Below are 20756 nucleotides of genomic sequence, written 5' to 3'. Positions count from 1 at the left end.
CGATCTTGCGCGAACTGCTCGTGATCTGGTCCATGCTGGCGACCACCTGGCCCACCACCTGGCCGCCGCGCGTGGCCGCCTGCGCCGCATTGGCGGCAAGCTGGTTGGCCTGGCGCGCCGTGTCGGCCGCCTGGGTGACCGTGGCGGTGAGCTCTTCCATGCTGGCCGCCGTCTGCTCCAGGTTCGAGGCCGTCTGCTCGGTGCGGGAGGAGAGATCCTGGTTGCCGGTGGCGATCTCGGAGGACGCCAGGGTCACGGCCTCGACGCCGTGGCGCACCTCGCCCACGAGCGCGCGCAGCCGCCCCGCCATGTGGCCCAGCGATTCGAGCATGTGGCCGAATTCGTCCTTGCGCGTGGTGTGGATCTCCTGGGTCAGGTCCCCGGCGGCGATGGCGTCGATGGCCGCCACGGCCTGGTGCAGCGGCCGCGTCACCGACTGGACCAGCAGGCGCGCCAGCAGCAGCACCAGCCCCAGCACGACTGCGGCCACGGCCCAGATCACGATGCTCAGGCGCGTGCGCCGCTCCTGCGCCTGGGCGCGCACTTCCTCGGCGTGCTGGGCCATGACCTGGACGAAATCGTCCTGTGCCTTGAGGTAACTGTTCACGAGCGGGGTCAATTGCTCGTCGGCAAAGCGCTGCGTCTCCACCACGTCGCCGGCGGCCTTGAGGTCCCAGGTCTTGGCCGTGGCCTCCAGCACCTTCTTGCGCTCGGCCGCGATCTTCTCCAGCGCCGCCTTTTCGCCCGCGTCGGTGGTGCTCTGGGTGATCTCCTCCTGGATCTTGTTGATGCCGCCGATGATCTGCTTGACGCGCGCGTCGTATTGCTGCGCCAGCACCGCGTCGGAGGTCACCGCGCCCCCCATCACCATGTTCACCGCCGTCTCGGTAGCGCCGCGCCAACGTACGGCAGCGGTGATGCGCTGCTCGATGCGCAGCACATCGGCCATGGAGGCATCCATGGCCGCCACGATGCTGCCCATGGCCCCCGCCGTGACCATCGCCATGAGCGCCACGACCCCCAGCAGAATGCCCCACAGCTTGCGCCCCACCCGTATGTCATCAAACTTCATGCTTCTCTCTCCCGGAATTGCCGGGCGGCCTGTACCGCCCATGGCATAGCTTACGCCCGGCGCCGCGCGCGACCGGCAGCACGCACCCGAGGACAAACCCGTAAAATGGCCCGGTGACGACCTACCTCAACCCCGACCTGCATTGCCACTCCGTCGTCTCCGACGGCACGCTGGAGCCCGAAGCCCTGGCGCAGCGGGCGCGGGCCAACGGTGTGGACCTGTGGTCGCTCACCGACCACGACGAGGTGGGCGGCCAGCAGCGCGCTGCCGCCGCGGCGCGCGCGCAGGGCATGGCCTACCTGACGGGCGTGGAAATCTCCGTCACCTTCGCCGGCACCACGGTGCACATCGTCGGCCTGGGTTTCGATGCCCAGGACGAGCGCCTCGTCGCCGGCCTGCGCAGCACGCGCGGCGGACGCGGCGAGCGCGCGCAGGAGATGGCCGGACAGCTCGCCCAGGCAGGCATTCCGGGCGCCTATGAAGGCGCGCTGCGCTACGTGGGCAACCCGGAGCTGATCTCGCGCACCCATTTCGCGCGCTTTCTGGTCGAGGCGGGCGTGTGCCGCGACACCGCCGAGGTCTTCCGCAAATACCTGGTCGAAGGCAAGCCCGGCTTCGTGCCGCACCGCTGGGCCACGCTGGGCGACGCCGTGCGCTGGATCCGCGAGGCCGGCGGTCTGGCCGTGATCGCCCATCCGGCACGCTACGGCTTGAGCGCCAACGAGGAATACGCGCTGTTTTCCGAGTTCCAGCAGCACGGCGGCCAGGGCGTGGAGGTGGTCACCGGCAGCCACACCACGGCCGAATGCGCCATCTATGCGGGCATGGCCCGGGAATTCGGCCTGGCCGCCTCGCGCGGCAGCGACTTCCACAGCCCCAGCGAATCGCACACCGACCTGGGCAAGCTGCCGCCGCTGCCCGGCGACCTGCCAACCGTGTGGGATGCGCTCGCGCACCGCATCCTGCGCCCGGAGTGAACGCCATGGCCCAGTATTTCGAGGTCCACCCGGACAACCCGCAGCCACGCCTGCTCAAGCAGGCCGCCGCGCTGCTGCAAAAGGGCGGCGTGCTCGCCGTGCCCACCGATTCGAGCTACGCGCTCGTCTGCCACCTGGACGACAAGAACGCCGCCGACCAGCTGCGCCGCATCCGCCAGGTGGACGAGCGCCACCACCTCACGCTGATCTGCCGCGACCTGTCGGAACTGGCCAACTATGCGCGCGTGGACAACCGCCAGTACCGCCTGCTCAAGCTGGGCACGCCCGGCCACTACACCTTCATCCTGGAGGCGACCAAGGAGGTGCCGCGCCGCGTGAGCCACCCGGCGCGCAAGACCATCGGCCTGCGCGTACCCACGCACCCGGTGATGCGCGAGCTGCTCGCGCTGCACGGCGCACCCCTGCTGGCCACGACGCTGATCGCCCCGGGCGAGACCGAACCCATGAACGACGCCCAGGCGATCCGCGAGCGTTTCGAGCACCTGCTGGCCGCGGTGGTCGATGCAGGCGCCTGCCCGTCGGAGCCCACCACGGTGATCGACCTCACGCCCATGGGCACGGGCGGCGAGCCCGAGGTCGTGCGCGTGGGGCGCGGCAGCCTGCAGGCCCTGGGGCTGTGAAGCCCCCTGCCGCGCCCATGCCCCGGCGCGTCTGAGACAATCACGCCGGTGGACACTGCCAATCTCATCCAGACCGTTCTGATCTACGCCCTGCCGGTGCTGTTTGCCATCACCGTGCACGAGGCGGCCCATGGCTATGCGGCGCGCCATTTCGGCGACCATACCGCCGCCATGATGGGGCGCATCACGCTCAACCCGCTCAAGCACATCGACCCCATGGGCACCATTCTGATGCCCTTGCTGCTGTACTTCGCCACCTCGGGCGCCTTCCTGTTCGGCTATGCCAAGCCGGTGCCGGTGAATTTCAGCAACCTGCGCAAGCCCAAGCAGCACATGGTCTGGGTGGCGCTGGCCGGGCCCGCGTCGAATTTCGCCCAGGCCGTGGTGTGGGCCGTGCTGCTCGTGCTGCTGCTGGGCATGGGCCTGCAGGAGCGCTTCTTCATCGAGATGGCGCGCGCCGGCGTGCTGGTCAACCTGGTGATGTGGGCCTTCAACCTGTTTCCGCTGCCGCCGCTCGACGGCGGGCGCATTCTCGTGGGCCTGCTGCCCTGGCGCCAGGCGCAGATGCTCTCGCGCATCGAGCCCTGGGGCTTCTTCATCGTGATGGCGCTGGTCATCGCCGGCATCGTCGGCACGCTGTGGCTGCGCCCGCTGATGGCCCTGGGCTACGGCATCATCAACCTGCTGCTCCTGCCGCTGACGGCATGGCTGCACTGAACCGCCCCGTTTCCTGTCCCCTTCTGTCATGAGCACCACGCGCTTTCTCACCGGCATCACCACCACGGGCACGCCCCACCTGGGCAATTTCGTCGGCTCCATCCGCCCCTCGGTGCAGGCCAGCCTGCGGCCCGGGGTGCAGAGCTTCTACTTCCTGGCCGACTACCACGCGCTCATCAAGTGCGAAGACCCGGTGCGCATCCAGCGCTCCACGCTGGAGATCGCCGCGAGCTGGCTGGCCTCGGGCCTGAACCCGGAGAAGGTCACCTTCTACCGCCAGTCCGACATTCCCGAAATCCCCGAGCTGACCTGGCTGCTCACCTGCGTGACCGGCAAGGGCCTGCTCAACCGCGCCCACGCCTACAAGGCCGCGCAGGACAAGAATGCCGCCGCCGGGCGCGAGCCGGACGACGGCGTGACCGCCGGCCTGTTCATGTACCCCGTGCTCATGGGCGCCGACATCCTGATGTTCAAGGCGCACAAGGTGCCCGTGGGGCGCGACCAGGTGCAGCACATCGAGATGGCGCGCGACATGGGCGCGAGCTTCAACCACCTCTACGGCGAGCATTTCGTGCTGCCCGAGGCGGTGATCGACGACCACGTGGCCACCCTGCCCGGCCTGGACGGCCGCAAGATGAGCAAGAGCTACGACAACACCATCCCGCTGTTCTCCAGCCGCGAGCAGCTCAAGAAGCTCATCAGCGGCATCCTGACCGACTCGCGCGCCCCCGGCGAGCCCAAGGAGACCGAAGGCTCGGCCCTGTTCCAGATCTACCAGGCCTTTGCCACCGCGGACGAGACCGCCGCCCTGCGCCAAGCCTACGCGGACGGCATCGCCTGGGGCGACGCCAAGCAACTGCTGTTCGAGCGCGTGGACCAGGTGGTGGCGCCGATGCGCGAGCAGTACGAAGCGCTGATCCACAACCCGGCGCGCATCGAGGCCACGCTGCTGGCCGGCGCCGAGCGCGCGCGCCAGATCGCCACGCCCTTCCTGCGCGAACTGCGCGCGGCCGTGGGCCTGCGCAGCCTGGTGCAGGCCGCCGCCCCGCAGAAGGCGGCCAAGGCCGCCAAGGCGGCCCTGCCGAGCTTCAAGCAGTACCGCGAGATCGACGGCAAGTTCTACTTCAAGCTCGTCGCCGCCGACGGCCGCCTGCTGCTGCAGAGCACGGGCTTTGCCGCACCCAAGGACGCCGGCCAGGCCATCGCCCGGCTGCAACAAGACCCGGACGCGCTGCAGGCCCTGGCGCCCTGCCTGGCCCCGGTGCCCGGCGCCACCGAGGCCGAAGCCCGCGCCGCGCTGCACGCCCTGGCCGAAGCCGCCGGGGCCTGAGCAAAACGCTATAAAAAACGGAGCTGCTGGCGCTTGCGGGGCAAGCGCCAGAGGGAAAAAACACCTCACAAAATGCATTGTCCGCTGCTGGACACGCGCGGCGGCGCCCGCCTGCGACAATGCACCCCATGCCCTGGGACCATCCACAGCCTTTCACCCTCCACGTCCGCCCGCAGGCGGGCGACATCGACGAGTTGCAGCACACCAACAATGCGGTGTACGTGCAGTGGTGCGAAAAGGTCGGCTGGGCGCACTCGCAGGCCCTGGGCCTGGGCATTGCGGACTACCAGCGGCTGGACCGCGCCATGGTCATCCGCCAGGCGCAGTACGATTACCTGCTGCCCTCGCTGCTGGGTCAGGAGCTCATCCTGGGCACCTGGCTCACCGACAGCGACGGCAAGCTGACCATGGAGCGGCGCTTCCAGTTCATCCGCGCGCAGGACGGCGCCACCGTGCTGCGCGGGCGCTGGCACCTGGTGTGCGTGGAGATCTCCAGCGGACGGGCGCGGCGCCTGCCCGAGGAATTCAGCCGCGTGTACCTGGCGGCCCTGACCGCGCCGCCCGCCGCCGCCGGCTGAAGCGCCGGCCCCCTGCCCTTGCCGAGAGGAATGCCCGCCATGTCCCCCGCTGCCATCCGGCCCCTGGCCGCCCTCCTCGCCGCGCTGCTCGCTGGCTGCGCGGCGCCGCCGCCCGCCACCGGCCCCACGGGCGCGCCACGCGGCGGCCTCTGCCAGGCCCCGCCAGCCCAGGCCTTCGTGGGCCAGAACAGCACCGCCAAGGTGGTGGAGGCCGCACGCGTGCGCTCGGGCGCGCTGCTGGTGCGCATCCTGCGGCCCGGGCAGGCGGTGACCAAGGAATTCGACGCCCAGCGCCTGAACCTGGAAGTGGACGCCAGCGGCCGCATCGTGGCCGCGCGCTGCGGGTAGCGGGAACACCCCCCTGAGGCGCCTGCGGCGCCTTCCCCCCTCTCTCTCGAATCGCTGCGCGATTCGGGAGGGGGGACGCCCCCAGCGCGGCGGGGCGGCCCTTGCGCGGGGGCCCTGGCTGGGGCGCGCCGGTTTGTGAGGGCGCGGATGGAGCACGCACCTCTGCGTTCGCAAAGATAATTGCAGCGCCGCGGTTTTTTCGGGGCGCCGTGGACGGCTACAGGAACAGCTCCTGCAGATCACTCAGGAAGTCAAAGCCGCGCGCCGTGGGCTTGACGCGCGCCATGTCGCGCTCGATCAGCCCCTTGCGCTCGGCCTCCTGCAGCGGCACCTCGATGGCGGTGAGCGCCAGCCCAGTGCGCTCGACGAAGTCCTGCAGCGCAAAGCCGCTGCGCAGGCGCAGGGCATTGAGCATGAACTCGAACGGCAGCTCGGCGCGGCGCACATCGGTATCCTGCGCCAGCGCCTGGCCCGCCAGGGCCTGGTCCATGTAGCGGCCCGGGTCGCGAAAGCGCACCTGGCGCACGATGCGGTGCGCAAAGCTGAGCTTGCTGTGCGCGCCGGCGCCTATGCCCAGATAGTCGCCGAACTCCCAGTAATTGGTGTTGTGCTGGCACGGGTGGCCGGGGCGCGCGTAGGCCGAGACTTCATAGCGCTGCAGGCCGCTCTGCCCGGTCCGCTCGGTGATGCGGTCGAGCATGGCGTAGGCTTCGTCGTCCGGCGGCAGGGCGGGCGGGTGCTTGGCGAACCAGGTATTGGGCTCGATGGTCAGGTGGTAGACCGAGAGGTGCGGCGGCGCGAAGGCGAGCGCGGTGCGCAGGTCTTCGTCCAGGCCCGTCAGGTCCTGGCCCGGCAGCGCGTACATGAGGTCGAGGTTGAAGGTCTCGAAGCAGCGCGCGGCCTCCTCCACGGCTGCGATGGCCTGGGCGCGGTCGTGCACGCGCCCCAGGGCCTGCAGGTGCCGGTCGTTGAAGCTCTGCACGCCGATGGACAGGCGCGTGACGCCCGCCGCGCGCAAGGCGCGGAAGCGCTCTTTCTCGAAGGTGCCGGGGTTGGCCTCCAGCGTGACCTCGCAGGCCGCCGCCAGCGGCAGGCGCGCGCGGATGTCGGCCAGCAGCCGGTCGATGGAGGCGGGCGCGAACAGGCTGGGCGTGCCGCCGCCGATGAACACGCTTTGCACCTGCCGGCCCCAGACCAGCGGCAGCGCCGCCTCGAGGTCGGCGCACAGGGCGTCGAGGTAGCGCTGCTCGGGCAGGCCGCCCGCACCGTCCCAGGCGTGCGAGTTGAAGTCACAGTACGGGCACTTCTTCAGGCACCAGGGGATGTGCACATAGAGCGAGAGCGGCGGCAGGCTGCTGAGCTGCAGCAGCCCCGGGCGCATGTAGTGCTGGATGTCGCGCGGCGCGCTGGGCGCGGCCTCGGCGGCGGGGACGATGGGGATACTCATGGCGTTATCAAAACCATAGCTGCTTGCGCTTGCCTGCAAACGATTTGAGGATCAAAAATTCTTGAAATCATTGCCTGGAAAGCGCTGGCAGCTCACTTTTTTGAAGCCTCGGGAAGCCAGCGCTCGCGCATCAGCGCCAGCATCTGCTGCGCCGCGCGGCCGCGGTGGCTGTGCGCGTTCTTCACCTCGGGGGGCAGTTCGGCGAAGGTCTGGCCGAATTCGGGGATGAACATCACCGGGTCGAAGCCGAAGCCGTGGCTGCCGCGCCGCTCGCGCGCGATCTCGCCGACCACGCGGCCCACGGCGATCAGGGGCTCGGGGTCCTGCGGGCTGCGCACGGCCACCAGGGTGCTGACCATGGCGGCGCGCCGGTTGTCCAGGCCCTGCATCTGCTCGAGCAGGGCGCGCACGTTGTTGTCGTCGCCCTTCTCGTAGCCGAACTGCGTGGCGTAGTAGGCGGTGTCCACGCCCGGCAGGCCGCCGAAGGCGTCCACGCACAGGCCGGCGTCGTCGGCCAGCGCCGGCAGGCCGGTGTGCGCGCTGGCAAAGCGCGCCTTGGCCAGGGCGTTCTCGACGAAGGTGCGGTGCGGCTCCTCGGCCTCGCCCATGCCCAAGTCGGCCTGGCGCACGAGCTCCACGCCCAGGGGGGCGAGCATGGCCTGCAGTTCGGCGAGCTTGCCACGGTTATTCGATGCCAATACGATTTTCATAGTCAAATCTGCCTCCAGCGCTTATCCAGCAAGCGCAAGCAGCTATTCATTTTGAAGTGCGGCCTGCTGCATCCGCATCAGTTCGCCAATGCCTTTTTCGGCCAGCAGCAGGAGCTGGTCCATCTCGCGGCGCGTGAAGGCCACGCCCTCGGCCGTGCCCTGCACTTCCACGAAGTGTCCGGCACCGGTCATGACCACGTTCATGTCGGTGTCACAGGCCACGTCTTCCACGTATTCCAGGTCCAGCACGGGCTGGCCCTGCACGATGCCCACGGAAATGGCGGCCACGGGTTCGCGGATGGGCGTGGTGGTGAGCTTGCCGCTGGCAAGCAGCGTGTTCACCGCGTCCTGCGCGGCCACCCAGGCGCCGGTGATGGCCGCGGTGCGCGTGCCGCCGTCGGCCTGGAGCACGTCGCAGTCGAGCACGATGCTGCGTTCGCCCAGGAGCTTCAAGTCGAACACCGCGCGCAGCGAGCGGCCGATGAGGCGCTGGATCTCCTGCGTGCGGCCGCTCTGCTTGCCGCGCGCGGCCTCGCGGTCGCTGCGCGTGTGCGTGGCGCGCGGCAGCATGCCGTACTCGGCCGTGACCCAGCCTGCGCCGCTACCGCGCTGGTGCGGCGGCACCTTCTCTTCGACCGAGGCGGTGCACAGCACCTTGGTGTTGCCAAACTCGATGAGCACCGCGCCCTCGGCGTGCATGGTGTAGTGGCGCGTGATGCGCACGGGGCGCAACTGGTCGGCGGCGCGGCCACCGGGGCGAACGAAAGAGGTCATGGGAAAACTTCCAAAATATGGCGCCATGTGCTGCGCCCAATCAACAAGCGATCTGCCGCGCACGGCCCAGGCCAGTGACCGCCGCGCAAGGGCCGCCTGCCGCGCTGAGCAAGGTCCCCTTCCCCGCAGTGCGCAGCGCTGCGAGAGGAGGGGGAAGGCGCCGAAGGCGACTCAGGGGGAGGGTCACCCCTTTTTCGCCGCCGAGCGCCGGATGGCCTCGTTGATCTCGGCAATGGAGCGCTCGATGGCGGCGTCGTCCAGGTCATCGACCAGCGCGTCCAGCGGCCCGGCCTGGATGGTGGAGGCAAACACGTCGTCGCCGATGCTCTCGGTGGAGATGCCCTGGGTGGACTCGAAGGCGTCGGGCGTCTCCCAGTCCATGGCGACCACGGTGACGTTGTCGCTGCCCTCGCCGGCCTTGCGCAGGGCGCGCTCGACGAGCTCGGGCACGGCCTGCGAGACGGGCTCGGCGCCGAGCTGCTGGGCGATTTCCTCATCCCCCAGCGTGCCCCAGAGGCCGTCCGAGCACAGCAGGATGCGGTCGCCCTGCTCCAGCAGCACGGGCCCCGTCATGTCGTAGATCGGCTTGGTCGGCGAGCCCAGGCAGGTGAACAGCACGTTGCGGTTGACGCGCTCGAGCGCTGTCGGCACGTTGCGCAGCTCCAGGTAGGAGTGGTCGCGCGTGCGCGTGAGCAATTGCCCCGCGCGCACCATGTACAGGCGCGAGTCGCCGCAATGGATCCAGTGGGCGCTGCCCCCCTGCACCACGGCCGCCACCAGCGTGGTGCGCGGCGAGTCGAGCATGCCCTTGTCGCTGGCGTAGCGCAGGATCTGGTGGTGCGCCGCCAGCAGCGCCGAGGAGAGGAACTCCTGCACGTCGGGCAGTTGCGGCCGCGCCTGGCGTTGGAACATCGAGGCCACGGTCTGCAGGGCGATCTGCGCCGCGACCTCGCCCTCGGGGTGGCCGCCCATGCCGTCGGCGAGCACGAACAGGCCGGACTCGCGCGTATAGCAGTAGCCCATGCGGTCTTCGTTCTTCTCGCGGCCGCCGCGGCGGCTGATCTGGAATACGGAAAATTTCATTTGGGCTTGGCTCCGATGGCCGCGGGAGCCGTCGCCTTCTGCACGGTTTTCTTGGTGTCGGAGACCAGGTTGTCGATCTGCAGGCGCATCTTCTCGGCCACCGTGAGCTTGGTGTAGCGGCGCTCGCCTTCGCGCGCCAGCTCCTTCTGCAGGGCGAACACCGACTGCGGGCGCGAGAGCGGGTCCAGCGCCATGCACCACTCGACGACCTCGATCAGGTTGTCCGAATACACGCCGCGCAGCTTGGCCAGCGCCAGGGCCAGGCGGTCCTTGTCCTGGCGCTGCGGCGCCTCGTTGGGCGGATAGCCCTGCATGCAGGCGTAGATGCAGGCGCCGATGGCGTAGATGTCGGTCCACGGCCCCATGGAGGCGTCGCGCCGGTACATCTCGGGCGCGGCAAAGCCCGGGGTGTACATGGGGCGGATGAAGTTGCCCTCCTTGGAGAGCACCTCGCGCGCGGCGCCGAAGTCGATCATCACCGCCTTGTTGTCGTCGGTGATGAAGATGTTGGCCGGCTTGATGTCCAGGTGCAGCATCTTGTGCTGGTGCACGATGCGCATGCCGCGCAGCACCTCGTCGAACAGCGAGCGGATGGTGGACTCGCGGAACACCTTCTGCCCCTTGAGGTCGCGCGCGGTGATGATGTAGTCCTGCAGGGTCGCGCCCTCCAGGTAGTTCATCACCATGTAGACGGTTTCGTTTTCGCGGAAGAAGTTGAGCACGCTCACCACCGAGGCGTGCGAGATCTGGGCCAGCGCCCGGCCTTCCTCGAAAAAGCTCTTGAGCCCCAGGCGGTAGAGCGACAGTTTTTCGGGCGGCACCTTGGGCAGCAACTCGCCGGGCGCGCGCGCCACGAGCGAAGACGGCAGGTACTCCTTGATGGCCACCTGCTGCCCTTCGGCATCCACGGCCAGATAGACCACACCGAACCCGCCCGCCGACAGCCTGCGGATCACGCGGTACCCGCCTATGACGGTATCGGGTGGCAACGGTGCCGGCTTGACTTTTGTCGACATAAGCTGCGAGGTTGATTCAGGCAGCGTGCAGAACCCGGATAATCACCGGCATCTCAAGCCACCAGCCAAAGTGCCATGCCAGTTTACAGCATGACCGGCTACGCCACTGCCCAGGCCGAGGGCACCGGCGCCAGCCCCGAAACCAGCGGCCGCGCGCCGCCCGTGCGCCGCCTGGCCCTGGAAATCCGCTCGGTCAACAGCCGCTTCCTGGACCTGGGCTTTCGCCTGCCCGACGAACTGCGCGCCCTGGAGCCGGCCCTGCGCAGCCTGGTCACGGCGCGCATCCGCCGCGGCAAGGTGGAGGTGCGCGCCACGCTGGAGCAGGCCGAAGGCGCCAGCGTGCCCGAACCCTCGGCGCGCCTGCTCCAGCGCCTGGCCAGCGCGCAGGACAGCATCCGCGCCTGGCTCCCCGAGGCCGCGCCCCTCTCGGTGGCCGACGCCCTGCGCCTGTGCAGCAGCGCGGGCGGCAGCGGGCAGGACTGGGGCGCCCTCGCCCTGCCCGTGGCCGAGCAGGCCCTGGGCGCCCTGCTCGAGGCGCGCGCCCAGGAAGGCGCACGCCTGGCCGCCATGCTGCAAGGCCATGTGCAGCAACTGCAGCAGCTCGCCGGGCAGGCCGCGCCGCTGCTCCCCCAACTGGTGGAGCAGCAGCGCCAGCGCTTCATGGAGCGCTGGACCGAGGCCCTGGGCCTGGGCGGCCCCGGCGGCGTCACGCCCGAGGCGGCGCGCGAGCGCGCCCTGTCCGAGGCCACGGCCTTCGCCATCCGCATCGATGTGGCCGAGGAACTCACCCGGCTGCAGTCCCACCTCGACGAGATCGGCCGCCTGCTGAAAAAGGGCGGCGACATCGGCAAGCGCCTGGACTTCCTGATCCAGGAACTGCACCGCGAGGCCAACACCCTGGGCTCCAAATCGGCCGCCCTGGAGCTCACGCGCATCAGCGTCGATATGAAGGTGCTGATCGAACAAATGCGCGAGCAGGTGCAAAATATCGAGTGACGCTTTCAAATCCATAGCGCATAGCGCACATCCCTCATGGAATATCCGGGAAATCTATTCGTCGTCGCTGCTCCCAGCGGCGCAGGCAAGTCCAGCCTGGTCAAGGCGCTGATGGAGCTCGACTCCCAGGTGTTCGCCTCGGTGTCGCACACCACGCGCGCGCCTCGGGGGCAGGAAAAGCACGGCCGCGAGTACTACTTCGCCTCCGACGCCGAGTTCGACGCCATGGTCGCGGGCGGCGCCTTCGTCGAATGGGCCCATGTGCACGGGCGGCGCTACGGCACCTCCAAGAAGGCCATCGAGGAGCGCATCGCCCAGGGCTCGGACGTCATCCTGGAGATCGACTACCAGGGGGCGCTGCAGGTGCGCCGGGCCTTTGCCAACGCCGTGCTCATCTTCATCCTGCCGCCCAGTTGGGAGGAACTGCGCTCGCGCCTGGAGCGCCGCGGGGAGGACTCCGCCGAGGTCATAGAGATGCGGCTGGTGAATGCCGCCGAGGAGATGGCGCAGGTCCACCAATTCGACTTCGTTATAATCAATGAGTTATTCGAGCGCGCGCTTTTCGATCTTAAAGCTATCGTTCACGCCCAGCGCCTCAGGTACGCGGCCCAGCGCCGCGCCCGCGCCCAGACCTTTGCGTCGCTCAACATCGCCTGATTTTCCGGAGTTCCCATGGCCCGCATCACCGTCGAAGACTGCCTGGAGCAGATCCCCAACCGTTTCCAGCTCGTGCTGGCGGCCACCTACCGCGCGCGCATGCTCAGCCACGGCCACGCCCCGCGCATCGAGAGCCGCAACAAGCCCGCCGTCACCGCCCTGCGCGAGATCGCCGCCGGCAAGGTCGGCCTGGAAATGCTCAAGAAGGTGCCTGGCTGAACGGCCGTGCACCCAATAGAAGCACCGCGCTGCGGTGCTTTTTTTATGTCCCCGGGCGCTAGGGAACATCCGCGCTACATTTAAGCCATGAATACGCAGGCCCGCCCTCCCGTTGCCGACGAGACCGCGCCCGCCGCTGCGGCTGCCACGGCGGCTGCAGCCAGCTTTGCCGCGCTCACCGAGAGCCTGGACTACCTCGACGCCGCCAGCATCGAGCAGGTGCGCCAGGCCTACCGCTTTGCCGACGAGGCGCACCTGGGCCAGTTGCGCAACAGCGGCGAGCCCTACATCACCCACCCCATCGCCGTGGCCGCGCTGTGCGCGAGCTGGAAGCTCGACGCCCAGGCCCTCATGGCCGCGCTGCTGCACGACGCCATGGAAGACTGCGGCGTCACCAAGGCCGACCTCATCGAGCGCTTTGGCGCGCCCGTGGCGGAAATGGTCGACGGCCTGACCAAGCTCGACAAGCTGCAGTTCACCACGCGCGAGGAAAACCAGGCCGAGTCTTTTCGCAAAATGCTGCTGGCCATGGCGCGCGACGTGCGCGTCATCCTCATCAAGCTGGCCGACCGCACGCACAACATGCGCACGCTCTCGGACATGCCGCGCAGCAAATGGGGGCGCATTTCGTCCGAAACGCTGGACATCTACGCCCCCATCGCCCACCGCCTGGGCCTGAACCAGACCTACCGCGAGCTGCAGGACCTGGCGTTCCGCCACCTGCACCCCTGGCGCTACGTGACCCTGTCCAAGGCCGTGGGCCGGGCGCGCAACCGCCGGCGCGACCTGGTGCAGAAGGTGCAGACCGATGTGGACGCCGCTTTCGCGCGTATCGGCATGCCCGTGCGCCTGGCCGGGCGCGAAAAGACCCTGTACGCCATCTACCGCAAGATGGAGCTCAAGCACCTGAGCTTTGCGCAGGTGACGGACCTGTACGGTTTTCGCGTGATCGTGCCCGACATCACCGACTGCTACACCGCGCTCGGCGTCCTGCACCAGTTGTACAAGCCGGTGCCCGGCAAGTTCAAGGACCACATCGCCATCCCCAAGGTCAACGGCTACCAGTCGCTGCACACGACGGTGGTCGGTCCCTCGGGCGTGAATGTGGAATTCCAGATGCGCACCGAAGAAATGCACCTCGTGGCCGAGGCGGGCGTGGCCGCCCACTGGCTCTACAAGGCGCAGGAGAAGGACGGCGCAGCGGCCGAGCGCCTGGGCACCAAATGGCTGCAGTCGCTGCTCGACATCCAGAACGAAACGCGCGATGCCGCCGAGTTCTGGGACCACGTGAAGGTGGACCTGTTCCCCGATGCGGTCTACGTCTTCACCCCCATGAGCCAGATCATGGCCCTGCCGCGCGGGGCCACGGCGGTGGATTTCGCCTACGCCATCCACAGCAACATCGGCAACCAGACGGTGGGCGTGCGCATCAACAACGAACAGGCGTCGCTGCGCACGGAACTGAGCAACGGCGACGTGGTGGAAATCCTCACCGACCCGGCCGCCTCGCCCAACCCCGCGTGGCTGGGGTTCGTGCGCACCGGCCGGGCGCGCTCCAAGATCCGCCACCACCTCAAGACGCTGGCGCAGGCCGAGTCCGAGCACCTGGGCGAGAAGCTGCTGGCGCAGGCGCTGCGCTCCGAAGGCATGCAGCTGCTGCCCGCACAGGACGCCGAATACCAGCCCATCTGGGACAAGCTGCTGCGCTTTACCGGCAGCCGCACGGTGAGTGAGCTGCTCACCGACATCGGCCTGGGCCGGCGCATTGCCAGCATCGTCGCCAAGCGGCTCACGGTGCTCATGGTCGAGCATGGCCACAAGGCCGACCCGCTGCTGATGACGCGCGAACGCTTCACCTCGCACGAGAGCGTCTCGCAGGGCAGCGTCACGCTCGACGGCAGCGAAGGCGCCTCGGTGCAATATGCGCCCTGCTGCCTGCCGGTGCCCGGCGAGCCCATCATGGGCTACCTGGGGCGCGGCGAGGGACTGGTCGTGCACTCCAGCCAATGCGCCGTCGCCCAGCGCCTGCAGCACAAGGACAGCGAGCGTTTCATCGCCGTGGACTGGTCCGAGGAACCCACGCGCGCGTTCGACGCGCGCATCGTCATCACCGCGCAGAACGGCAAGGGCGTGCTGGCGCAGATCGCCGCCGACCTGGCCCGCTCGGAGGCCGACATCAAGCACGTGGATATGGACGACGAGGCCCTGATGGACACCATCGACCTGCGTTTCGTGATCGCCGTGCGCGACCTGCACCACCTGGAGTCCGCGCTGCGCAACTTGCGCCGCACGCCGGCCGTGCTGCGCGCCGAGCGCGCCCTGCCCAAGGGCTGAGGCGCGCCCGAGCCGCCCCGTCAATCCGCAGCGGGGTAGCGGACGTCCAGGATCTCGAGCTGGCGCAGGCCTGCGGGCGTGGGCAGGGGCACCTCGTCGCCCACGCGCGCCTTGAGCAGGGCCCGTGCCACGGGCGCCACCCAGCTCACCTGCCCCTGGCTGGTGTCGGCCTCGTCGATGCCCAGGATGGTGACGCTGCGCTGCTCGCCCAGGTCGTCCACGTAGGTCACCGTCGCCCCGAAGAACACCTGCTCGCTGCCCGCATGCACGCGGGGATCGACCACCTCGGCGATCTCCAGGCGCTTGGTCAGGAAGCGGATGCGGCGGTCGATCTCGCGCAGTCGCTTCTTGCCGTAGAGGTAGTCGCCGTTTTCCGAGCGGTCGCCGTTGCTGGCGGCCCAGTGGACGACCTCCACCACGCGGGGGCGCTCCTCGTCCATCAGGTGCAGCAGCTCCGCACGCAGGTGGGCATAGCCCTGGGGGGTGATGTAGTTCTTGCCCCCCGCGGGCAGCGGCGGCAGCGCGGGGCCGCCGTCGTCATCGTCGTTGTCGGTTTCCTTGGTGAAGGCTTTGTTCATGCTGCACAAGAAGGGACAACCCGAAAAAAAACCCCGTAACTCTTTGGAGTTACGGGGTTTGTGATTGGCGCGGCTGGCAGGAATCGAACCCACGACCCCTTGGTTCGTAGCCAAGTACTCTATCCAGCTGAGCTACAGCCGCGAAGCCTCGCATTGTAGCACGAAAAAACGGGGTGTGTTCCGAATTTTTCAAAATCTCCGGTACGGTGGCGCCGGGGAAGTGCTGCACTTGAGACAGACCGCCATTGTAGCGCAATCCGCGCGGCCCGCCACGCGCCCGGGCGCCGCAGCTCAGGCTTCGTCCGCGCCCTGGCGGGGGCCGCGCGGCGCCAGCCTGCGGTAGACGGTGGCGCGGCTCACGCCCAGGGCCTTGGCCGCGGCATCGACGCGCCCGCCGGCGTCGCGCACCGCCCGGTGGATCAGTTCGGTCTCCAGGGCCTTGAGCGACGGGGTGTTGCGGGCGGGGCTGGCGCCCGGGACTGCGGCATGCACGCTGATGCGCACGCGCAAGCCCGACCAGAGCGGCACCGTGCACGGCTCGCCGTGGCGCGCCAGGTCGAACAGGCTGGGCCAGGGCACGGCGAACAGGTCTGCCGCATGCATGCCCGCCCCCTGTCGGTCCTGCAGCGCAGGCAGCATTTCGCGGGCCGCGCGGTTGGCGCCGACCACGCCGCCCTCGGCATCCAGGCACAGCAGGGCGTCGCCGCCCTCGCCGCCGCTGATGGTCCAGGCAGCAGGCCAGGCGAGGTGCACGCGCAGCCGGTGGGGCTGCGCCAGCACCAGCGCCTCCTCGATGCTGCGCGCCGATTGCGCCACCAGGTGCTTGAGCTCGGGGCGCTCGGGCACTTGCACGCCGGTCACGTCGAGCATGCCCACGCATTCGCCCCAGGGACCGAACAGCGGCGCGCCGGCACAGCTGTAGACGCTGGTGGCGCGGAAGAAATGCTCGCCGCGGTGCAGCCACACGGGGATCTTCTCGCCCAGCGCAGCGCCGATGGCGCTCGTGCCTATGTTGCGCTCGGACAGATCGACCCCGACGCGCGCAATGGCATGGGTGTGCGGTTCGCTGTGGTCTATGGCCCCGGCCGTACCGATCACGGTGCCGCGGGCGTCCGTGAGCAGGGCGAAGTAGCGGATGGGCGCCACAGCCGCCCCCAGGCGTTCGAGTTCGGCGTGCGCGGCGGCGAGCAGCCCGGCATGCGCATCGGCGGTACGGCCCTGCGCTCCGGCAGGCACGGGGTCGAACGCCACGGGCGCATCGGGCCGGTGGCCCTGCGCCAGGCAGCGGCGCCAGCTCTGCATGATCCAGGCGCGGTCGTACCAGGCACCGGCCAGCGCCTCGGTGAGTTCAGCGCCCTCTGCCAGCAGGGCCTGGCGTGCGTGCGCAATCTGCTTCAAGCGAAGGTCGTCTCGCATGGCCGCAGCATGTCTCCTGAATCCGGGGATTTGCACCAGCGCCTGTCTCATTCTGAGAATTTCGCAGCCGTTGCGTGCAAATCAAGGGTTTTACCTAGGTCTCTGGCGGGCCCTTGTTTCAAGAATGGACCGATTCTGACACCAAATCCCCCCACCCGACGATGAGGAGACGCATGCGATGAAAGTTGAGCTCACAGTCAATGGCAAGGCCGTCAGTGCCGACGTCCCGCCCCACACGCTGCTCGTGCAATTCCTGCGCGAGCACCTGCGCCTGACGGGGACCCACGTGGGCTGCGACACGGCGCAGTGCGGCGCCTGCACCGTGGTGGCCGACGGCCGCGCCATCAAGTCCTGCAACATCCTGGCCGTGCAGATGCAGGGGGCCCAGATCACCACCATCGAGGGCCTGGCCGCCGCCGACGGCACGCTGCACCCCATGCAGGCAGCCTTCAAGGAGTGCCACGGCCTGCAGTGCGGCTTTTGCACGCCGGGCATGGTGATGAGCGCGGTCGATCTGCTGGCGCACCACCCCCAGGCCAGCGAGGCCGAGATCCGCGAACTGCTCGAAGGCAACCTGTGCCGCTGCACGGGCTACCAGAACATCGTCAAGGCGGTGCAGACCGCCCAGAAAGCCATGGCCGCCTGACGGCGCCCGGGACCGATAGAAGGAGACCACACCATGGGTGCCAATGAATTTGCCAAGCTGCCGCACATCGGCGAGTCCCTCAAGCGCAAGGAGGACCCGCGCTTTCTGACCGGCGTGGGCAACTACACCGACGATATCCGGCAGGAGAACCAGAAGTACGCGGTGTTCGTGCGCTCGCCCTATGCGCATGCCCGCCTCAAGCGCGTGGACACCGCCGCCGCGGCCGCCATGCCGGGCGTGGTGCGCGTGTTCACCGGGGCGGATGTGGCGGGCAAGATGGGCGGCCTGCCCTGCGGCTGGCAGATCAACAACCCCGACGGCTCGGCCATGAAAGAGCCGCCGCACCCCATCCTGGCGAGCCAGAAGGTGCGCTATGTGGGCGACCATGTGGCCCTGGTGGTGGCCGACACGCTGGAGCAGGCCAGGAACGCCGCCGAGGCCGTGGTGGTGGACTACGAGGAGCTCGCTCCGGTGATCGACATGCGCACCGCCAGGAACGGCCCGGCCCTGCACGACGAAGCCCCCGACAACCATTGCTACACCTGGACGCTGGGCGACAAGGCGGCCGTCGATGCGGCCTTCGCCGCGGCGGCGCATGTCACGAAGATCGACCTCGTGAACAACCGGCTGATCCCCAACGCCATCGAGCCGCGCGCCGTCAACGCCAGCTACAACCGCGCGACCGACGAGTCCGTGCTCTATGTGGCCAACCAGAACCCGCACGTTGAGCGCCTCTTGATGACGGCCTTCGTGCTGCAACTGCCCGAGCACAAGGTGCGCGTGATCGCGCCCGACGTGGGCGGCGGCTTCGGCTCGAAGATCTTCCTCTACGCCGAGGACGTGGCCCTCACCTGGGCGGCGCGCCAGCTCAATTGCGCCATCAAATGGACGGCCGAGCGCAGCGAGTCCTTCGTCTCGGACGCGCACGGGCGCGACCACCTCACGCACGCCGAGATGGCCATGGACAAGGACGGCAAGTTCCTCGCCATGCGCGTGCACACCGACGCCAACCTCGGCGCCTACCTCTCGACCTTCTCCACGGCCGTGCCCACCATCCTGTACGGCACGCTGCTGGCGGGCCAGTACACCACGCCGCAGATCTACGTGGAAGTGGACGCCTGGTTCACCAGCACCGCGCCGGTGGACGCCTACCGCGGCGCGGGCCGGCCCGAGGCGACCTACCTGGTCGAGCGCCTGGTCACGCGCTGCGGCTGGGACATGGGCCTGGCGCAGGACGAGATCCGCAAGCGCAACTTCATCACCAGCTTCCCCTACCAGACGCCGGTGGCGCTGCAGTACGACGTGGGCGACTACCACGCCTGCATGAACCAGTCGCAGCAACTGGCCGACGTGGCCGGGTTTGCCGCACGGCGCGCAGCGAGCGAGGCCCAGGGCCTCAGGCGCGGCATCGGCTACAGCAGCTACATCGAGGCCTGCGGCCTGGCGCCCAGCAACATCGCCGGGGCGCTGGGCGCGCGCGCCGGCCTGTTCGAGGCCGGCGAGGTGCGCGTGCACCCCACGGGCAGCGTGACGGTGTTCACCGGCTCGCACAGCCACGGCCAGGGGCACGAGACCACGTTCGCGCAGCTCGTGGCCGCGCGCCTGGGGCTGGATCCGAGCCAGGTCGACATCGTGCACGGCGACACCGGCCGCGTGCCCTTCGGCATGGGCACCTACGGCAGCCGCTCGCTGTCGGTCGGCGGCACGGCCATCATGAAGGCGCTGGACAAGATCGAGGCCAAGGCCAAGAAGATCGCAGCCCACCTGCTGGAGGCCAGCGACGCCGACATCGACTTCGCGGGCGGGGAGTTCACGGTGCGCGGCACGGACAAGAAGATCCCCTTCGCTCAGGTGGCGCTCACCGCCTACGTGCCGCACAACTACCCGCTGGACAAGCTCGAACCCGGCCTGAACGAGACCGCGTTCTACGACCCGACCAACTTCACCTTCCCCGCGGGCACCTACATCTGCGAGGTGGAGGTGGACCCGCAGACCGGCGTGGTGCGCGTGGACCGCTTCACGGCGGTGGACGACTTCGGCGTCATCATCAACCCCATGATCGTCGAGGGCCAGGTGCATGGCGGCCTGGTGCAGGGCATAGGCCAGGCGCTGCTCGAGCACGGCGTGTACGACCCGGAGAGCGGCCAGCTGCTCACCGGCAGCTACATGGACTACACCATGCCGCGCGCGGCCGACTTCCCGCAGTTCCAGCTCGGCCATGTGTGCACGCCCTGCACGCACAACCCCATCGGCAGCAAGGGCTGCGGCGAGGCCGGCGCCATCGGCTCGCCGCCGGCCGTCATCAACGCCGTGCTCGACGCACTGCGGCCCCTGGGCGTGTCCGACATCGACATGCCCGCCACGCCGCACCGCGTGTGGCAGGCCATCCAGCAAGCCAAGGTTTGAGGAGGAACCACGCATGTATGCATTCACCTACGAGCGTCCCGCCACCCAGGCCGACGCGCTGCGGCTCGCCCAGGCGGGCGGCAAGCTGCTGGCGGGCGGCCAGACCCTGCTGGCCTCGATGAAGCTGCGCCTGGCCGCGCCCGAGCAGGTCGTGGACCTGGGCGGCATTGCCGCGCTGCAGGGCATACGCCGCGAGGGCCAGGCCCTGGTCATCGGCGCCATGACGCGCCACTGCGACGTGGCCGAAAGCGCCGAGGTGCGCACCGCCCTCCCCGCGCTGGCGCACCTGGCCGGCCTCATCGGCGACCGGCAGGTGCGCGCGCGCGGCACCCTGGGCGGCTCGGTCGCCAACAACGACCCCGCAGCCGACTACCCCGCCGCGCTGCTGGGCCTGGGCGCCACGGTGCACACCACGGCGCGCCAGATCCCGGCCGACGGCTTCTTCCAGGGCCTGTTCGCCACCGCGCTGGACGAGGGCGAGATCATCACCGCGGTGAGCTTTCCCATCCCCCAGCGCGCGGCCTACGTCAAGTTTGCCCAGCCGGCCTCGCGCTTTGCGCTGGTTGGCGTGTTCGTCGCGCAGACGGCGGGCGGCGTGCGCGTGGCCGTGACCGGTGGCGGCAACGGCGTGTTCCGCCACAAGGCCATGGAGGCGGCGCTGGGCGCGAGCTTCACACCCGCTGCCCTGGCCGGCGTGGCCACGGCGGAAGCTGACATGTCCAGCGACCTGCACGGCAGCGCCGCCTACCGCGCGCACCTCGTGGGCGTGATGGCGCAGCGCGCCGTGGCGCAGGCGCTGGCCTGAGCCCGG

General features: G+C 69.2%; 21 protein-coding genes and 1 tRNA gene. 13 read left to right on the top strand and 9 right to left on the bottom strand.

What is annotated here, in order from left to right; genetic code table 11:
• Positions 1–1072: methyl-accepting chemotaxis protein (locus CGR01S_RS15735; protein ID WP_042429515.1), on the bottom strand; the 1072-nt coding region annotated here is incomplete at its 3' end.
• Between the two features lie 113 nt (positions 1073–1185).
• On the opposite strand from CGR01S_RS15735, the gene CGR01S_RS15730 reads away from it, so the two are divergent.
• The 6 genes from CGR01S_RS15730 (at position 1186) to CGR01S_RS15705 (ending at position 5663) form a co-directional block, all read left to right on the top strand.
• Positions 1186–2049, top strand: coding sequence for a 3',5'-nucleoside bisphosphate phosphatase (locus CGR01S_RS15730; RefSeq protein WP_042429514.1), 864 nt, complete (start codon positions 1186–1188; stop codon positions 2047–2049).
• A gap of 5 nt (positions 2050–2054) precedes the next feature.
• A complete protein-coding gene (locus tag CGR01S_RS15725; RefSeq protein WP_042429527.1) occupies positions 2055–2690 on the top strand; it encodes an L-threonylcarbamoyladenylate synthase in 636 nt (211 codons plus the stop codon).
• A 48-nt stretch (positions 2691–2738) separates the two neighbouring features.
• Positions 2739–3407, top strand: coding sequence for a site-2 protease family protein (locus CGR01S_RS15720; protein WP_042429512.1), 669 nt, complete (start codon positions 2739–2741; stop codon positions 3405–3407).
• A 28-nt stretch (positions 3408–3435) separates the two neighbouring features.
• A complete protein-coding gene (locus CGR01S_RS15715) occupies positions 3436–4737 on the top strand; it encodes a tryptophan--tRNA ligase (RefSeq protein WP_042429509.1) in 1302 nt (433 codons plus the stop codon).
• 128 nt (positions 4738–4865) lie between these two features.
• Positions 4866–5315 (top strand): acyl-CoA thioesterase, encoded by a 450-nt coding sequence (locus CGR01S_RS15710; RefSeq protein ID WP_042429524.1) that lies wholly within the window; start codon positions 4866–4868, stop codon positions 5313–5315.
• Between the two features lie 39 nt (positions 5316–5354).
• Positions 5355–5663 (top strand): I78 family peptidase inhibitor, encoded by a 309-nt coding sequence (locus CGR01S_RS15705; protein ID WP_245616824.1) that lies wholly within the window; start codon positions 5355–5357, stop codon positions 5661–5663.
• Between the two features lie 217 nt (positions 5664–5880).
• On the opposite strand, the gene hemW is transcribed toward CGR01S_RS15705, so the two are convergent.
• The 5 genes from hemW to CGR01S_RS15680 form a co-directional block, all read right to left on the bottom strand.
• Positions 5881–7110 carry a radical SAM family heme chaperone HemW gene (hemW, locus tag CGR01S_RS15700; RefSeq protein WP_042429505.1) on the bottom strand — a complete coding sequence of 410 codons (1230 nt, stop codon included), beginning with the start codon at positions 7108–7110 and terminating at the stop codon, positions 5881–5883.
• A gap of 92 nt (positions 7111–7202) precedes the next feature.
• Positions 7203–7820, bottom strand: coding sequence for an RdgB/HAM1 family non-canonical purine NTP pyrophosphatase (gene rdgB, locus CGR01S_RS15695; RefSeq protein ID WP_042429503.1), 618 nt, complete (start codon positions 7818–7820; stop codon positions 7203–7205).
• 42 nt (positions 7821–7862) lie between these two features.
• A complete protein-coding gene (gene rph / locus CGR01S_RS15690; RefSeq protein ID WP_084690754.1) occupies positions 7863–8594 on the bottom strand; it encodes a ribonuclease PH in 732 nt (243 codons plus the stop codon).
• A 183-nt stretch (positions 8595–8777) separates the two neighbouring features.
• Positions 8778–9677, bottom strand: coding sequence for a PP2C family protein-serine/threonine phosphatase (locus CGR01S_RS15685; RefSeq protein WP_042429497.1), 900 nt, complete (start codon positions 9675–9677; stop codon positions 8778–8780).
• Positions 9674–10693 (bottom strand): serine/threonine protein kinase, encoded by a 1020-nt coding sequence (locus CGR01S_RS15680; protein WP_042429495.1) that lies wholly within the window; start codon positions 10691–10693, stop codon positions 9674–9676. Before CGR01S_RS15680 ends, CGR01S_RS15685 begins: the two co-directional genes overlap by 4 nt.
• A gap of 75 nt (positions 10694–10768) precedes the next feature.
• On the opposite strand from CGR01S_RS15680, the gene CGR01S_RS15675 reads away from it, so the two are divergent.
• The 4 genes from CGR01S_RS15675 to CGR01S_RS15660 all read left to right on the top strand — a co-directional run bounded on the left by CGR01S_RS15675 (position 10769) and on the right by CGR01S_RS15660 (position 14899).
• Positions 10769–11689 carry a YicC/YloC family endoribonuclease gene (locus CGR01S_RS15675; protein WP_174435710.1) on the top strand — a complete coding sequence of 307 codons (921 nt, stop codon included), beginning with the start codon at positions 10769–10771 and terminating at the stop codon, positions 11687–11689.
• 36 nt (positions 11690–11725) lie between these two features.
• The gene (gene gmk, locus CGR01S_RS15670; RefSeq protein ID WP_042429489.1) at positions 11726–12346 is read left to right on the top strand and encodes a guanylate kinase; all 621 of its coding nucleotides are present in this window, start codon (positions 11726–11728) and stop codon (positions 12344–12346) included.
• Positions 12347–12361: 15 nt separating this feature from the next.
• Positions 12362–12565, top strand: a complete 204-nt coding sequence (gene rpoZ, locus CGR01S_RS15665; protein ID WP_042429485.1) for a DNA-directed RNA polymerase subunit omega — start codon at positions 12362–12364, stop codon at positions 12563–12565.
• Positions 12566–12652: 87 nt separating this feature from the next.
• Positions 12653–14899 (top strand): RelA/SpoT family protein, encoded by a 2247-nt coding sequence (locus tag CGR01S_RS15660; RefSeq protein WP_042429481.1) that lies wholly within the window; start codon positions 12653–12655, stop codon positions 14897–14899.
• A gap of 20 nt (positions 14900–14919) precedes the next feature.
• Here CGR01S_RS15660 and greB read toward each other — a convergent pair whose 3' ends face one another.
• The 3 genes from greB to CGR01S_RS15645 all read right to left on the bottom strand — a co-directional run bounded on the left by greB (position 14920) and on the right by CGR01S_RS15645 (position 16893).
• Complete coding sequence (gene greB, locus CGR01S_RS15655) at positions 14920–15477, bottom strand: transcription elongation factor GreB (RefSeq protein ID WP_042429478.1); 558 nt, start codon at positions 15475–15477, stop codon at positions 14920–14922.
• 65 nt (positions 15478–15542) lie between these two features.
• Positions 15543–15619 (bottom strand) — tRNA-Arg (locus tag CGR01S_RS15650).
• 149 nt (positions 15620–15768) lie between these two features.
• The gene (locus CGR01S_RS15645) at positions 15769–16893 is read right to left on the bottom strand and encodes a helix-turn-helix domain-containing protein (protein ID WP_052382590.1); all 1125 of its coding nucleotides are present in this window, start codon (positions 16891–16893) and stop codon (positions 15769–15771) included.
• A gap of 178 nt (positions 16894–17071) precedes the next feature.
• Here CGR01S_RS15645 and CGR01S_RS15640 point away from each other — a divergent pair, with 178 nt between their 5' ends.
• The 3 genes from CGR01S_RS15640 to CGR01S_RS15630 are packed head-to-tail and all read left to right on the top strand — an operon-like array spanning position 17072 to position 20750.
• Positions 17072–17539, top strand: a complete 468-nt coding sequence (locus tag CGR01S_RS15640) for a (2Fe-2S)-binding protein (protein ID WP_042429476.1) — start codon at positions 17072–17074, stop codon at positions 17537–17539.
• 33 nt (positions 17540–17572) lie between these two features.
• Positions 17573–19945 carry a xanthine dehydrogenase family protein molybdopterin-binding subunit gene (locus CGR01S_RS15635; protein WP_042429474.1) on the top strand — a complete coding sequence of 791 codons (2373 nt, stop codon included), beginning with the start codon at positions 17573–17575 and terminating at the stop codon, positions 19943–19945.
• 13 nt (positions 19946–19958) lie between these two features.
• Positions 19959–20750 carry an FAD binding domain-containing protein gene (locus CGR01S_RS15630; protein ID WP_042429471.1) on the top strand — a complete coding sequence of 264 codons (792 nt, stop codon included), beginning with the start codon at positions 19959–19961 and terminating at the stop codon, positions 20748–20750.
• The last annotated feature ends 6 nt before the right edge of the window (positions 20751–20756 follow it).

The sequence above is a fragment of the Comamonas granuli NBRC 101663 genome (assembly GCF_000739995.1).
GTDB classification, from domain to species: domain Bacteria; phylum Pseudomonadota; class Gammaproteobacteria; order Burkholderiales; family Burkholderiaceae_C; genus Simplicispira; species Simplicispira granuli.
Note: the sequence above shows the minus strand (reverse complement) of the source record. Positions and strands in the feature narration are given on the sequence as shown.